This window comes from Duganella sp. LjRoot269, assembly GCF_964254095.1.
Taxonomy (GTDB): Bacteria; Pseudomonadota; Gammaproteobacteria; order Burkholderiales; family Burkholderiaceae_D; genus Rugamonas; species Rugamonas hordei.
Window position 1 is genome coordinate 6,834,709 of record NZ_CAXUSL020000001.1, and the last position, 13,349, is coordinate 6,848,057.

The following is a 13,349-nucleotide window of genomic DNA, read 5'->3' on the forward strand; positions in this document are numbered from 1 at the left end:
CCGCACTGGCGGGAAACGCTTAAGCCTTGCGCTGGGCCACCGCGTCGACCACGCACAGCGCGGTCATGTTGACGATGCGGCGCACCGTCGCCGACGGCGTCAGGATGTGCACCGGCTTGGCGCAGCCGAGCAGGATAGGGCCGACCGCGATGCCGTTGCCGGCCGCCGTCTTGACCAGGTTGTAGGCGATGTTGGCGGCGTCGATGTTCGGCATCACCAGCAGGTTGGCGTCGCCCGTCAGGGTCGAACCCGGCATGATGGAATTGCGCAGCTTCGAGTCCAGCGCGGTGTCGCCGTGCATCTCGCCGTCCACTTCCAAGGTCGGGTCGCGCAGCTTGACCAGCTCCAGCGCGGCGCGCATCTTCTGCGCCGACTCGCTGTTGGACGAGCCGAAGTTCGAGTGCGACAGCAGCGCCGCGCGCGGCGACAGGCCGAAGCGGCGCATTTCCTCGGCCGCCATCACGGTGATGGCCGCCAGTTCGTTGGCGTCCGGGTTTTCGTTGACGTGGGTGTCGACCATCACCAGCTGGCGCTCGGGCATGATCAGCACGTTCATCGCGGCGTAGACGCAGGCGCCCTCGCGGCGGCCCAGCACCTGGTCGATGTAGTGCAGGTGCAGCTGGGTGGTGCCGAAGGTGCCGCAGATCATGCCGTCGGCGTCGCCCTTCTTGATCATCATGGCGCCGATCAGCGAGTGGCGGCGGCGCATTTCCAGCTTGGCGTACTCCTGGGTGACGCCCTTGCGGCTGGTCAGCTCGTAGTAAGCCTGCCAGTATTCGCGGTAGCGCTCGTCGTGGTCAGGGTTGATGACGTCGAAGTCCACGCCCTGCTTCAGGCGCAGGCCGAACTTGGCGATGCGCGTCTCCAGCACGGCCGGGCGGCCGACCAGGATAGGACGGGCCAGCTTCTCGTCGACGATGACCTGCACCGCGCGCAGCACGCGCTCTTCCTCGCCCTCGGCGTAGACGATGCGCTTGAGCTCGGCGGCGGTCTTCTTCGCCACCTGGAACAGCGGCTTCATGAAGGTGCCGCTGCGGTAGACGAACTGCTGCAGGCTGTCCGCGTACGCCTGCAGGTCCTTGATCGGACGGGTGGCGACGCCGGAATCCTCGGCCGCCTTGGCCACGGCCGGGGCGATCTTGATCAGCAGGCGCGGATCGAACGGCATCGGGATCAGGTATTCCGGGCCGAACGACAGGTTGCTGAAGCCGTAGGTGGTGGCGACGATGTCGGACTGCTCGGCGTGGGCCAGCTCGGCGATCGCGTGCACCACGGCGATTTCCATTTCGCGCGTGATGGTGGTGGCGCCGCAGTCGAGCGCGCCGCGGAAGATGTAGGGGAAGCACAGCACGTTGTTGACCTGGTTCGGATAGTCCGAGCGGCCGGTGCAGATGATGGCGTCGCCGCGCACGGCCTTGACGTCTTCCGGCAGGATTTCCGGATTCGGGTTGGCCAGCGCCAGGATCAGCGGGTTGGGCGCCATCGCCTTGACCATGTCCTGCTTGAGCACGCCGCCGGCCGACAGGCCGAGGAAGATGTCGGCGTCGTGTATCACTTCGGCCAGCGTGCGGGCCGGGGTGTCGCGGGCGAAGCGTTCCTTGTCCGGATCCATCAGCTCGGTGCGGCCCTTGTACACCACGCCGGCCAGGTCGGTCACGTAGATGTTTTCCAGCGGGAAGCCGAGGTCGACGATCAGGTCCAGGCAGGCCAGCGCGGCCGCGCCGGCGCCCGACACCACCAGCTTGCAGTTGGCGATGTCCTTGCCGACGTACTGGATGCCGTTCATGATGGCCGCGCCGACGATGATGGCGGTGCCGTGCTGGTCGTCGTGGAACACCGGGATCTTCATCCGCTCGCGCAGCTGGCGCTCGATGTAGAAGCACTCGGGCGCCTTGATGTCTTCCAGGTTGACGCCGCCGAAGGTCGGCTCCAGCGAGGCGATGATGTCGACCAGCTTGTCCGGGTCCATCTCGTTGATCTCGATGTCGAACACGTCGATGCCGGCGAATTTCTTGAACAGCACGCCCTTGCCTTCCATCACCGGCTTGGCCGCCAGCGGGCCGATATTGCCCAGGCCCAGCACGGCGGTGCCGTTGGTGATGACCGCCACCAGGTTGCCGCGCGCCGTATATTTATAGGCGTTGGCCGGGTCGATGACGATTTCCTCGCACGGCGCGGCCACGCCCGGCGAGTAGGCCAGCGCCAGGTCGCGCTGGTTGGTCAGTTGCTTGGTCGGCGTGACGCTGATCTTGCCGGGCGTCGGGCACTCGTGGTATTCGAGCGCCGCGAGGCGCAATTGTTGGCGAAGTTCTTCTTTTTTCTCAAGTGACGAATCCATGCTGTGCGGCCTTCCTGTTTTGTGCTGTCGGATAGCTTGCGATTTTATCAGACCAATTCTTTCATTTAAGTAGGTATTTTCACCAACAGCTATGACCGGTATCAGCATTATTTATGATTGCAGGGCGCCGATGACCGAATTTTTGTCGTTTTAACCTATCAATCGCCACAACATAATCAATTTTCCTAACTAATTACATTTTACTATTAAAATTATTAAATTGATTGAAATTGACAATATTGCGCCAAAGTCCGGCCCCGGCGCGCCGGCCGCGGCGGCGGTACAATGCCGCATGCTCTCCGAATTCGACCTCATCAAGGAATACTTCCAGCGCCCCCACCATCCGGCCCGCGCCACGCTCGGCATCGGTGACGACTGCGCGCTGCTCACCCCCACGCCCGGCATGCAGACGGCGATCTCGTCGGACATGCTGGTCGAAGGCCGCCACTTCTTTGCCGGCGAGGATGCGCAGCGCCTCGGCCATAAGTCGCTGGCGGTCAACCTGTCGGACCTGGCGGCGATGGGCGCGCGCCCCGTCGGCTTCACGTTGGCGCTGGCGCTGCCGTCGGCCGAGCCCGACTGGCTGGCCGGCTACGCCAGGGGCTTGTTCGCGCTGGCCGACGCCTTCAACATCGAACTGATAGGCGGCGACACCACCAAAGGCCCGCTGACCATCTGCATCACCGTGTTCGGCGAACTGCGGCCGGGCCGGGCCCTGCGCCGCGACGCCGCCCGCGCCGGCGACGATATCTGGATCTCCGGCACGCTGGGCGACGCCCGCCTGGCGCTGGCCGGCTACCGGCTGGAACTGGCGCAGCCGCTGGACGCGGCCAGCCTGCAGGCGGCCTCGGTGCGCATGCACACGCCGGTGCCGCGCGTCGAGCTGGGCATGCTGCTGGCCGAACAGGGCCTGGCCCACGCCGCCATCGACATCTCGGACGGCCTGGTGGGCGATCTCGGCCACATCCTGACACGGTCGCAGGTGGGCGCCACGCTGGATGTGGACGCGCTGCCGGCCGGCGCCGTGCTGGCCACGCGCGAGACGGCGCTGCGGCGCGCCTACACCGCCGCCGGCGGCGACGACTACGAGCTGTGCTTCACCGCGCCGGCCTCGGCGCGCGCGGCCATCCTGGCGGCGGCGGCCAGCGTGGCGACGCCGGTCACCCGCGTCGGCAGCATCGACGCGCAGGCCGGCCTGCGCCTGGTGGACGCCGCCGGCGCCGCGCTCGACCTGCCACTACACGGCTTCGATCACTTCGCTTCCTGAAGCGAGGTCACGTCCTCGTCCGGCTGGCCGGCGCGCCGGCCGCTGCCGTGCATCAGCCAGTAATGGTGGAAGGCCAGGCGGATGTTGTCGCGCAGCTGGGTGTCATCCCACGGCTTGGTGTAGAAGCGGTAGATGGCGCCGCGGTTGATCGAATCAAGCACCGCCTCCAGCCCCGTGTAGCCGGACAGCACGATGCGTATCGTCTCCGGATACATCTCCTTGACCTTGCCGAGGAACTCGGTGCCGCTCATGCCCGGCATGCGCTGGTCGCAGACGATCACCTGCACCGCGTGCAGCGCCAGCAGCTCGAAGCCCTCGGCCGGCGTGGCCGCGGTCAGGATCTGGTAGCCGTCGCGGCGGAACAGCCGGTGCAGCGAGGCCAGCACGTTGACGTCGTCGTCGACGATCAGCAGGGTCTGCGCCGGCTGGGCCGCATCGCCCGGCGGCGGCGGCAGGCTGCGGCCGGCGACCATCATGGCGGCCATCTCGGCCGCCGGCACCGGCCGGCTGAAGAAATAGCCCTGGATCTCGTCGCAGCGGCTGCGCCGCAGATACTCCAGCTGGGCGCGCGTCTCCACCCCTTCGGCGATCACCCGCAGCTTCAGGCTGTGCGCCATGCTGATGATGGCCTGCGCGATGGCCGCGTCGTTGGGGTTGGTGGTGATGTCGCGCACGAAGGCGATATCGATCTTCAGCTTGTCGATCGGGAAGCGCTGCAGATAGGCCAGCGACGAATAGCCGGTGCCGAAATCGTCGATCGCCACCTTGATGCCGAGCGCCTTCAGGTTGCCCAGCACGGTGATGGTGCGCTCGGCGTTGGACATCAGCGCGGTCTCGGTCAGCTCCAGTTCCAGCAGCTCGGGCGCCACCTGGTGCCGCGCCAGCGCATCGCGCACCACCTGCTCCAGGTCGCCCTCGACGAACTGCCGGCTGGCGACGTTGACGGCCACCCGCACCGGCCCGATGCCGCCGCGGTTCCAGGCGCTGATCTGGCGGCAGGCGCTGTCGATGATCCAGGCGCCGACCCGCACGATCAGGCCGGTATCCTCGAGCACCGGCACGAAGTCGGCCGGGAACACCATGCCGAAGCCCGGCCGCTGCCAGCGCAGCAGCGCCTCGGCGCCGGCGATGGCGCCGGTGTTCAGGTTGACCTTGGGCTGGTAATGCAGCAGCAGCTCGTTGTTGTCGAGCGCCCGGCGCAGCGCCTGCTCCATGTCCAGCCGCGCCAGCACCTGCACGTTCATGCCGGCGGTGAAGAAGCGGTAGCCGTCGCGGCCGGCCTGCTTGGCGCGCTCCATCGCGGTGTCGGCATATTTGATCAGCGTCTCGGGATCGGTGGCGTCGTCCGGATACATGGCGATGCCGATGCTGGCGCTGAGCACGGCCGGATGGCCGTCCAGGTCGAACGGCAGGCGCAGCGCCTCGCGCACTTCGTTGGCGGTGTGGACGGCGTCCTGCTGGTCGCGCGTCATGGTCAGGATCAGCGCGAACTCGTCGCCGCCCATGCGGCCGACGGTGTCGCGCAGGCGCACGCACTGCACCAGCCGGTTGCTGAACTGGCGCAGCAGCTCGTCGCCCTGCAGCGGCCCCAGCGAATCGTTGACGTTCTTGAAGCGGTCCAGCGCGATGAACAGCACCACGACGCGCCAGTTCTTGTCGCGCGCCAGGGCGATGGCGTCGGCCAGCGTCTGGAAAAACAGCGTGCGGTTGGGCAGGCCGGTCAGGCTGTCGTAATGCGCCATGTGCAGCAGCAGTTCCTCGGCCTGGCGCCGCTCGCTGATGTCGCGCGCCACGCCCAGCAACACGGCCGGCTGCTCGGGCCGCTGCAGCAGCTGCCAGTACAGTTCCACCGGCACCGCGACCAGGTCGCGCCGCATCAGCTCCAGCTCGATCAGCTCGGGCGCGCGCGGCGGGCCGCCGGCGGCCGTGGCATTGACCAGTTGCGCGGCCAGCTGCGCGGCACGCTCGCGGATCACGGACGGCGTGCCCAGGCCGAGGCGGCTGACGCTCTGGCCCAGCAGTTCGGAGCGCGGATAGGCCAGCATGCGGCTGGCGCCGTCGTTGGCGTCGACCACCTCGGCGCTGGCCGGGTCGAGCAGGAAAATGGCGTCGGCGGTGGCGTCCATCGCGCTGCGGAAGCGCTGCAGTTCGGCGGTGCGTTCGCGCACGGTCTGCTCCAGCCGGACGCTGTAGTTGCGCGACTCGCCGTGCAGCAGCCGCACCTCCAGCATGTTGCGGATGCGGGTGAGCACCTCGACCGGATCGAAGGGCTTGCTGATGAAATCGCGCGCACCCGCCTCGAGCGCCTTGAGCTTGTGGTCGGGCTGGGCCGTGACCACCAGCACCGGCAGCCAGGAGCCCGCCTCCAGCGGCTTGAGCGCCTCCATCACGTCGAAGCCGTTCATGCCGGGCATCTGCATGTCGAGGATGATCAGGTCGTATCGGTGTTCGGCGTGCCAGTCGGCGACGACGTGCGGATCGGTGGTCGAGCTGACGGCCGTGTAGCCGGTCGAGTGCAGCAGGAATTCCAGTAATTCCACGTTCACGGGCTGATCGTCGACGATCAGGATGCGGGCGTGAAAGATGTCGGTCTGGCTGATCATGGGATGCGCCTCCGTGTGGTCGGCGCACATCTGCGTTGTTTGGGCAGAGGCTACCGCACAATCATTTGAGTGTACGCAACTTCAATTCGCCGGTCTAATGTTTTCTGGGATGTTGCGATTCCGGCAAACCGTTGATAAACCTCCAGTACGCCACTGGCAACGATTGCGAACTGCATGGTACAGTGGCAGCACGCCCCCAGATTGCCGCATCAGAAGGAGAATTCCATGGATTCCACGAACACCATACTCGAGCTGGCCGCGCAGGTCGGCAAGGCCCTGCAGCAGAAGGGCCTGATCCTGGCCACCGCCGAATCGTGCACCGGCGGCGGGGTGGCGCAGGCCATCACCGAAATCGCCGGCTCGACCGCCTGGTTCGATTGCGGCTTCATCGCCTATTCCAACGCCTCCAAGACCGAACTGCTGGACGTGTCGGCCGCGCTGATCGCGCAGATGGGCAGCGTGTCCGAGGAAGTGGCGGCCGCCATGGCCAGCGGCGCGCTCGGCTCCAGCAACGCCCACCTGGCGGTCTCGACCACCGGCATCGCCGGCCCGACCGGCGCCGTGCCGGGCAAGCCGGTCGGCACCGTCTGCTTCGGCTGGGCCAACGCCGACACCGTGCACACGGAGCGGCTGGTGTTCAGCGGCGACCGCAAGGCGGTGCGCGAGCAAACCGTGATCCACGCGCTGCAGGGACTGCTCCGCTTCATCAACTGAGTCCGGAAGTCAGCGTGGCGGTTGCCATCCCGCCACAAAACAATTACTCTCGACGCATTCAAGCGTTTCAGGAGTAATTGATGCAAAACACGGTACATTTTATTCTCCAGGGCAAAGGCGGCATCGGCAAGACGCTGGTCTCGACCATCCTCGCGCAATGGATCGCCAGCAAGGACGTCGGCGAAGGCGACCAGCCGCTGCGCTGCTACGACACCGACCAGGAGAACGCGACCTTCTCGCGCTACAAGGCGATGGACGTCAAGCATGTGCCGGTGATGACGGACAGCCGCAACATCGACCCCAAGCGTTTCGACGCGCTGATGATCGACATCCTGGAAGAGGACGGCAACTGCGTCATCGACAACGGCGCCAACACCTTCTCCCCGCTGATGGGCTACCTGATCGAGAACGACTGCTTCTCGCTGCTGCAGGAATCGGGGCGCAAGGTCTACATCCACACCATCGTCGGCGGCGGCGACACCCTGCACGACACGGCGATGGGCTTCGTGTCGACGGCCAAGTCGACCAATGTGCCGCTGGTGCTGTGGGAAAACGAGCACTTCGGCCTGCTGCAGTCGGCGTCCGGCAAGCAGTTCACCGAATCGCAGACCTACGCCGACAACTCGTCGCGCGTCAAGGGTCGCATCGTGCTGTCGGCGCGCAACGCCGACACCTTCGGCGCCGACATCAAGAAGATGAACACGGCGCGCCTGACCGCCAACGAGGTCAAGGAAAGCGACAAGTTCAACGTCATGGAAAAGCAGCGCATCAAGGTGGTGTTCCGCGACCTGTTCGAGCAACTCGACAAAGTGGAGTGGTAAGCCGCCATGGATCAGCAGAAGCTGCGCAGTCTGGTCTTTGAAAAAACCGGCGTCAGGATCGACATCGACGATCCGGTGTTCGCGCTGGTGGCCTTGAACGAAGCGGTGCTGGAGGAAGCGGTCGAGCGCCACGTCGCGCTGATCGACGCCGCCTCGCTGGAGCTGGCGCAGCAGGCGCGCCTGGCCGGCGGGCTGGCGCCGCTGCAGGCCGGCAGCCACAAGGCGGCGGTGCTGGACGCCACCAACGAGCCGGCCGCCGCCACGGAGCCGCCCGCCACGCCGTCGGCCTACGCGCCGGCGCCCGCCGCCGGCGCGGTACGCCCGATCGCCACCCAGTCGCCGGCCATCACGCCGCGCGAACTGCGCCTGCTGGCGGCCGCCGCCGGCGTCTCGGTGCTGAGCGCGCTGCTGGTGCTGGGCGGCCAGGCCGCCTTCTTCAAGCCCGCGCCGCCGCCGGCCGCCGTCATCCAGGCGCAGGCGCTGACGCCGGAACAAACCCTGGCCCTGCAAAACGCCGACAAGCTGAACAAGGCGATCCAGAAACTGGACCCGAAAGTCCGCACCCAGCTCCAGGCCGAGCTGCAAAAATAAGGAAGATACATGCACTTTGAAGTCCCCAAGGCCAGCTCTTTCAAGGAATTCGGCGGCGAGTACCTGATGATCGTCATCAGCATCATCACCGCGCTGGCGCTGGAGCATGGCGTGCAAACCCTGCACCACCGCCACCTGGCGCATGAAGCCGGCACCCGCATCGACGCCGAGATCCAGGCCAATGTCCGCGAACTCGACCAGGTACTGACCCACAACACCGCCGAGCTGACCAAGCTGCAGGCGCTGCGCGCGCAACTGCTGGCCGGCATCCAGGACAAGGGCGGCAGCCAGGCGCTGATCGACAAACTGGAGTTGAAGAACAAGCTGGGCCTGAGCGTGCTGACCCCGGCGCTGCGGCGCGAGGCATGGGAAGTGGCGGTCGCCAGCCAGGCGGTCAGCTGGATGTCGCAACAGGAGCTGGAACGGTATTCGGGCCTGTATGCCAGCATGCGCGACGTGCAGATGATCAATGCCAGCGGCGGCAACAATTTCCTCAACGGCCCGGGCATGATGGACACGATCAGCGATGTGCGCATGGGCGACGGCGATCCGAAGGCGATTTTCCGCATGCTGAGCCAGATGATCAGCGCCTACAGCAGCCTGGACGGCAACCTGCAGGCGCTGCGCAACGACCTGGCCAAGTCCGTGCCGGCCGCCCCGCATTCCTGACGCACTCCTGATCTACGGCAGATGCGCCACCAGGTGCTCCCACAGCCGGGTGGCGACCGGACCGTGGGCGACATCGCGGCGGCGCGCGATGACCAGTTCCAGCTCGCTTTCGCGGAAATGGTCGCCGGCCATCGACAGCAGCCGCCCCTGAGCCAGATCCTCTTCCACCAGGTACAGCGGCATATGCCCCCACCCCATGCCTTGCAGGATCACCTCGCGCTTCATGAACTGATCGGCGACGGTGCAGCGGCGGGCGCCGTCCACCACGAAGTAGTCGCGCGGGACGCCGTTGCGCGCGCTGTCGCGTATCACGCATTGCACGTAGGGCCGCATCATTTCCGGCGTGATGCCGGCGTGCACCGGAAAATCCAGGAAATCGGGCGCCACCACCGGCACCAGCCGGCCCCGCTGCCATCCCCTGGCGTCGAAGCGCACCTCCGCCTGCTCGAGGTGATGGAAGATCAAGTCCGCCTCGCCGCTTTGCAGGCGCTCCCACGGGCCTGACAGGGCCTCGAAATGCAGGTCCAGCCGGGTCGCCGGGCACTGCGCAAAAAAACGCCGCAGCAAATGCAAGGTCGCCGGCAGCGGGCACAGGTCGCCGATCACCACCGCCAGCCTGACTTCCTCCCCCATGGCGATCTGCCGAGCCTGCGTTTCCATCTGCCTGGCGCTGTCCAGCATCTGCCTGGCCCGGTCCAGGAAGGCCTCGCCGGCGGCGGAGACGGCGACCCGATAGCCGCCGCGGTCGAACAGCGCCAGCCCCAGTTGGCGCTCGAGGCTGGCGACGGCGGCAAACACGCTGGGATGGGAGCGGTGCAGCCGGGTCGCGGCCTTTTGAAAGCTGCCCAGTTCGGCGACCGCCAGGAAGCAGGCCAGTTCATGCAGGGTGAATCCGACAGAGTTCATAAATCCTACAGAGATTGACCAGATTTTCCAATTTTATCCGAATATGTTTTCCCATACAGTCGTGGCTCGACCACTTTCAGGAGAACCTCATGCGTGCCATACAAATCGCCCAGTTCGGCGGTCCCGACCAGTTGCAGCCGGTGCAGCTGCCCACACCGGTGCCCGCTCCCGGCCAGGCGCTGATCCACGTCCAGGCGTTCGGCCTGAACCGCGCGGAAACCTATATGCGCCAGGGCTTGTGGGGCGAGGTCGCCAGGGTGCCGGGCATCGAATGCGTCGGCATCGTGGCCGCGGCGCCGGGAACCGGGCTGCGCGAAGGCGACACCGTGGCCGCCATCATGGGCGGCATGGGACGCACCATCAACGGCAGCTACGCGGAATATGCGTGCGTCCCGGCCGGCAATGTGGTGCCGCTGCGCTCGTCGCTGCCGTGGGCCGATCTGGCCGCGATACCGGAATCGTATGCAACCGCCTGGGCCTGCTTGCACGACAACCTGGAGCTGCGTCCCGGGCAAACGCTGCTGGTACGCGGCGCCAGCTCCGCGCTGGGCCAGGCGGCGACCAATATCGCGGCCCACGCGGGCGCGCAGGTGATCGCCACCACGCGCCGTCCGGCTGCGCTTGAGACCCTGTTGAAAGACAACGGCGCCCGCCACGTCATCGAGGAACAGCCCAGCCTGGCCGCCGCCGTGCGCGCCATCGCTCCCGGCGGCGTCGACGCGGTGCTGGACCTGGTGGGCAATACCACGCTGCTCGATTCGCTGGCCCTCGCGGCCCGGCCCGGCCGCGTCTGCCAGGCAGGCTTCCTCGGCGGCCTCGGGCCGCTGGCCGGCTTCCTGCCGCTGCAACATCTGCCGCCGCGGGTGCAGCTGAGCTTTTTCGGCAGCTTCGCGTTCGGCTCGCCGGGATTCGAGCTGGACCGGGTGCCCTTGCAGCAAATCGTCGAGCGGGTGGAACAGGGCCACTACCGGGCAAGGCCGGCGCGGGTATTTTCCTTCGAAGACATCGTCGGCGCCCATGAATACCTGGAGTCCGGCACGGGAACGGGCAAGGCTGTTGTGACCGTACTACCCTGACGCCGGCATTTTCTGCTAACATGTGAATACCTATTCACTTGTTAGTATTATGAGTTGCCAACACGACTATACCGTCTGCGATCCCGCGATTGCCCAGCTGGCCGATCTGTTCCACCTGCTGGGCGATCCGACGCGCCTGCGCATCGTGCTTGCCTGCGTGGCGGCGCCGATCGCCGTCAGCGACATCGCCTCCTCCCTTGAACTGAGCAGCTCTCTGGTCAGCCACCACTTGCGCCTGCTGCGCGCGGCGCGCATCGTCAAGTCCGAGCGCCAGGGCAAGCAGGTTTTCTACTCCGCAGCCGACGCCCATATCAGCGGCGTCCTCAACGATATGCTCGAACATATCGCCGAACCTTCCAACGGGAACGAAGCATGAGCCAGCACCACGACCATCACGACCACGATCATCATGACCACGACCACAGCCACGCGCCGGCCAAGGCCAAGGCGCACAGCCACGATCATGGGCACGACCACAGCCACGGCCACCACCACGGCGACCCGAACACCATGGGCCGCGCCTTCGCCATCGCCATCGTGCTCAACACCGTGTTCGTGGCGATCGAATTCTTCTACGGCTTCCTGGCCAACTCCACCGCGCTGATGGCCGACGCCGGCCATAACCTGTCGGACGTGCTGGGCCTGATGCTGGCCTGGGGCGCCGCCATCCTGGCCCGGCGCACGCCGAACGGCCGCTATACCTACGGCCTGCGCAGCACCTCGATGCTGGCCGCGCTGTTCAATTCGATGCTGCTGATGGCGGCCTGCGGCGGCATCGCCTGGGAAGCCGTGCAGCAGCTGGTGCATCCGGAACCGGTGGCCGGCCTGACGGTGTCGGTGGTGGCCGGCGTCGGCATCCTGGTCAACGGTTTCTCGGCCTGGCTGTTCATGTCCGGCAGCAAGGACGACATCAACATCCGCGGCGCCTACCTGCACATGGCCGCCGACGCCGCCATCTCGCTGGGCGTGCTGGTGGCCGGCGTCATCGTCCGCTATTCCGGCTGGAACTGGCTGGACCCGCTGGTCAGCATGGCCATCGTCGCCTTCATCGCCTACAGCACCTGGTCGCTGTTGAAGCAGGCCATGCGCATGATGCTGGCCGCCGTGCCGGACAATGTGGACCGCGCCGAGATCGAAGCCTTCCTGCGCAGCCAGCCCGAGGTGAGCGAGGTGTGCGACGTGCACATCTGGGCCATGAGCACCACCGAGACGGCGCTGACGGCGCAACTGGTCACGCCGGCCGGCTACCCCGGCGACGGCGCCATCGACGCCATCAGCCGCCAGCTGCGCGAGGAATTCTCGATCCAGCACAGCACGCTGCAGATCCGCCTCGGCACCGGCTCGCAGGAATGCTGCCTGCAGCCGGCGCCGCACTAAGCTAAGCTAAGCGGCTAGTCCGCCAGGTTGGCGTACAGCGGCGTGCTCAGATAGCGCTCGCCAAACGACGGGATGATCACCACGATGATCTTGCCCGCGCTCTCCGGCCGCCGCGCCACCTGCAGCGCGGCCCACAGCGCGGCGCCGGAAGAGATCCCCACCAGCAGCCCTTCCTGACTGGCCGCCAGGCGCGCGGTCTCGAACGCGTCCTCGTTTTTCACGCCGATGATTTCATCGTAGACCTTGGTGTTCAGCACCGCCGGCACGAAGCCGGCGCCTATGCCCTGGATCGGGTGCGGGCCCTTGGTGCCCTTGGCCAGCATCGGCGACGCCTCCGGTTCCACCGCGATGCAGCGGAATTCCGGCTTGCGCGCCTTGATCACCTCGCCCACGCCGGTGATCGTGCCGCCGGTGCCGACGCCGGCCACCAGGATGTCGGCGCGGCCGTCGGTATCGGCCCAGATTTCCTCGGCCGTCGTGCGGCGATGCACGTCGGGATTGGCGGGATTGTTGAACTGCTGCGGCATCAGGTAGCGGCGGTCGCCCTCGGCCAGCTCCTCGGCCTTGCGGATCGCGCCCAGCATGCCTTCGCTGCCCGGCGTCAGTATCAGTTCAGCGCCGTAGGCGCGCAGCAGCAGGCGCCGTTCGCGGCTCATGGTGTCCGGCATGACCAGGGTGCAGCGGTAGCCGCGCGCGGCGCAGACCATCGCCAGCGCGATGCCGGTGTTGCCGCTGGTCGGTTCGAGGATGATGGTGTCGGGACGGATCTGGCCGGCCGCTTCGGCCGCTTCGATCATGGACAGGCCGATGCGGTCTTTCACGCTGTGGGCCGGGTTGCAGTATTCCAGCTTGGCCAGTACCTGGGCGGTGCTGCCCTTGGCCAGCCGGTTCAGCCGTACCAGCGGGGTACGGCCGATCAATTCGGTTACGTCGTTGGCTATCTTCATCAGAACCTCCGGGGTGGGACGGAGGTTCCAGTCTACGCCT

At 66.6% G+C, this 13,349-nt stretch carries 12 protein-coding genes; 8 read left to right on the forward strand and 4 right to left on the reverse strand.

Annotated features, from left to right (window positions below):
• Nucleotides 1-19: 19 nt before the first annotated feature.
• Nucleotides 20-2,338 (reverse strand): NADP-dependent malic enzyme, encoded by a 2,319-nt coding sequence (locus tag ACSQ3S_RS30520; RefSeq protein WP_176652325.1) that lies wholly within the window; start codon nt 2,336-2,338, stop codon nt 20-22.
• Nucleotides 2,339-2,630: 292 nt separating this feature from the next.
• Here ACSQ3S_RS30520 and thiL point away from each other — a divergent pair, with 292 nt between their 5' ends.
• Complete coding sequence (gene thiL, locus ACSQ3S_RS30525; protein WP_353401161.1) at nt 2,631-3,605, forward strand: thiamine-phosphate kinase; 975 nt, start codon at nt 2,631-2,633, stop codon at nt 3,603-3,605.
• Here thiL and ACSQ3S_RS30530 read toward each other — a convergent pair.
• Nucleotides 3,590-6,208 carry an EAL domain-containing protein gene (locus ACSQ3S_RS30530; RefSeq protein WP_436144720.1) on the reverse strand — a complete coding sequence of 873 codons (2,619 nt, stop codon included), beginning with the start codon at nt 6,206-6,208 and terminating at the stop codon, nt 3,590-3,592. The genes thiL and ACSQ3S_RS30530 overlap by 16 nt on opposite strands.
• A gap of 225 nt (nt 6,209-6,433) precedes the next feature.
• Here ACSQ3S_RS30530 and ACSQ3S_RS30535 point away from each other — a divergent pair, with 225 nt between their 5' ends.
• The 4 genes from ACSQ3S_RS30535 to ACSQ3S_RS30550 all read left to right on the forward strand — a co-directional run bounded on the left by ACSQ3S_RS30535 (nt 6,434) and on the right by ACSQ3S_RS30550 (nt 9,003).
• On the forward strand, nt 6,434-6,922 hold the full coding sequence (locus tag ACSQ3S_RS30535) for a CinA family protein (protein WP_176652322.1): 489 nt from the start codon (nt 6,434-6,436) through the stop codon (nt 6,920-6,922).
• Between the two features lie 80 nt (nt 6,923-7,002).
• Nucleotides 7,003-7,743: a hypothetical protein gene (locus ACSQ3S_RS30540; protein WP_176652321.1), complete on the forward strand. Its 741-nt coding sequence runs from the start codon at nt 7,003-7,005 to the stop codon at nt 7,741-7,743.
• A 6-nt stretch (nt 7,744-7,749) separates the two neighbouring features.
• Entirely contained in the window at nt 7,750-8,334 is a 585-nt protein-coding gene (locus ACSQ3S_RS30545; RefSeq protein WP_436144721.1) for a hypothetical protein, read from the forward strand.
• A gap of 9 nt (nt 8,335-8,343) precedes the next feature.
• Nucleotides 8,344-9,003, forward strand: a complete 660-nt coding sequence (locus ACSQ3S_RS30550) for a hypothetical protein (protein WP_436144722.1) — start codon at nt 8,344-8,346, stop codon at nt 9,001-9,003.
• Nucleotides 9,004-9,015: 12 nt separating this feature from the next.
• Here the strand turns inward: ACSQ3S_RS30550 and ACSQ3S_RS30555 are convergent, their stop codons facing one another.
• Nucleotides 9,016-9,909, reverse strand: coding sequence for a LysR family transcriptional regulator (locus tag ACSQ3S_RS30555; protein ID WP_436144723.1), 894 nt, complete (start codon nt 9,907-9,909; stop codon nt 9,016-9,018).
• A gap of 89 nt (nt 9,910-9,998) precedes the next feature.
• On the opposite strand from ACSQ3S_RS30555, the gene ACSQ3S_RS30560 reads away from it, so the two are divergent.
• Genes ACSQ3S_RS30560 through ACSQ3S_RS30570 form a run of 3 tightly spaced genes read left to right on the forward strand, consistent with a single transcriptional unit; the run spans nt 9,999 to nt 12,362 of the window.
• Nucleotides 9,999-10,985, forward strand: a complete 987-nt coding sequence (locus ACSQ3S_RS30560) for a zinc-binding dehydrogenase (protein WP_436144724.1) — start codon at nt 9,999-10,001, stop codon at nt 10,983-10,985.
• 49 nt (nt 10,986-11,034) lie between these two features.
• Nucleotides 11,035-11,361, forward strand: coding sequence for an ArsR/SmtB family transcription factor (locus ACSQ3S_RS30565; protein ID WP_176652316.1), 327 nt, complete (start codon nt 11,035-11,037; stop codon nt 11,359-11,361).
• Nucleotides 11,358-12,362, forward strand: a complete 1,005-nt coding sequence (locus ACSQ3S_RS30570; RefSeq protein WP_436144725.1) for a cation diffusion facilitator family transporter — start codon at nt 11,358-11,360, stop codon at nt 12,360-12,362. Before ACSQ3S_RS30565 ends, ACSQ3S_RS30570 begins: the two co-directional genes overlap by 4 nt.
• 14 nt (nt 12,363-12,376) lie before the next feature.
• Here ACSQ3S_RS30570 and cysK read toward each other — a convergent pair whose 3' ends face one another.
• On the reverse strand, nt 12,377-13,309 hold the full coding sequence (gene cysK / locus ACSQ3S_RS30575) for a cysteine synthase A (protein ID WP_353401175.1): 933 nt from the start codon (nt 13,307-13,309) through the stop codon (nt 12,377-12,379).
• Between the last annotated feature and the right edge of the window lie 40 nt (nt 13,310-13,349).

What these genes read in the sequence shown, in the direction of transcription:
- ACSQ3S_RS30520 (WP_176652325.1), bottom strand. Translation starts at nt 2,338, where the DNA reads ATGGATTCGTCACTTGAGAAAAAAGAAGAACTTCGCCAACAATTGCGC.
- thiL (WP_353401161.1), top strand. Translation starts at nt 2,631, where the DNA reads ATGCTCTCCGAATTCGACCTCATCAAGGAATACTTCCAGCGCCCCCAC.
- ACSQ3S_RS30530 (WP_436144720.1), bottom strand. Translation starts at nt 6,208, where the DNA reads ATGATCAGCCAGACCGACATCTTTCACGCCCGCATCCTGATCGTCGAC.
- ACSQ3S_RS30535 (WP_176652322.1), top strand. Translation starts at nt 6,434, where the DNA reads ATGGATTCCACGAACACCATACTCGAGCTGGCCGCGCAGGTCGGCAAG.
- ACSQ3S_RS30540 (WP_176652321.1), top strand. Translation starts at nt 7,003, where the DNA reads ATGCAAAACACGGTACATTTTATTCTCCAGGGCAAAGGCGGCATCGGC.
- ACSQ3S_RS30545 (WP_436144721.1), top strand. Translation starts at nt 7,750, where the DNA reads ATGGATCAGCAGAAGCTGCGCAGTCTGGTCTTTGAAAAAACCGGCGTC.
- ACSQ3S_RS30550 (WP_436144722.1), top strand. Translation starts at nt 8,344, where the DNA reads ATGCACTTTGAAGTCCCCAAGGCCAGCTCTTTCAAGGAATTCGGCGGC.
- ACSQ3S_RS30555 (WP_436144723.1), bottom strand. Translation starts at nt 9,909, where the DNA reads ATGAACTCTGTCGGATTCACCCTGCATGAACTGGCCTGCTTCCTGGCG.
- ACSQ3S_RS30560 (WP_436144724.1), top strand. Translation starts at nt 9,999, where the DNA reads ATGCGTGCCATACAAATCGCCCAGTTCGGCGGTCCCGACCAGTTGCAG.
- ACSQ3S_RS30565 (WP_176652316.1), top strand. Translation starts at nt 11,035, where the DNA reads ATGAGTTGCCAACACGACTATACCGTCTGCGATCCCGCGATTGCCCAG.
- ACSQ3S_RS30570 (WP_436144725.1), top strand. Translation starts at nt 11,358, where the DNA reads ATGAGCCAGCACCACGACCATCACGACCACGATCATCATGACCACGAC.
- cysK (WP_353401175.1), bottom strand. Translation starts at nt 13,309, where the DNA reads ATGAAGATAGCCAACGACGTAACCGAATTGATCGGCCGTACCCCGCTG.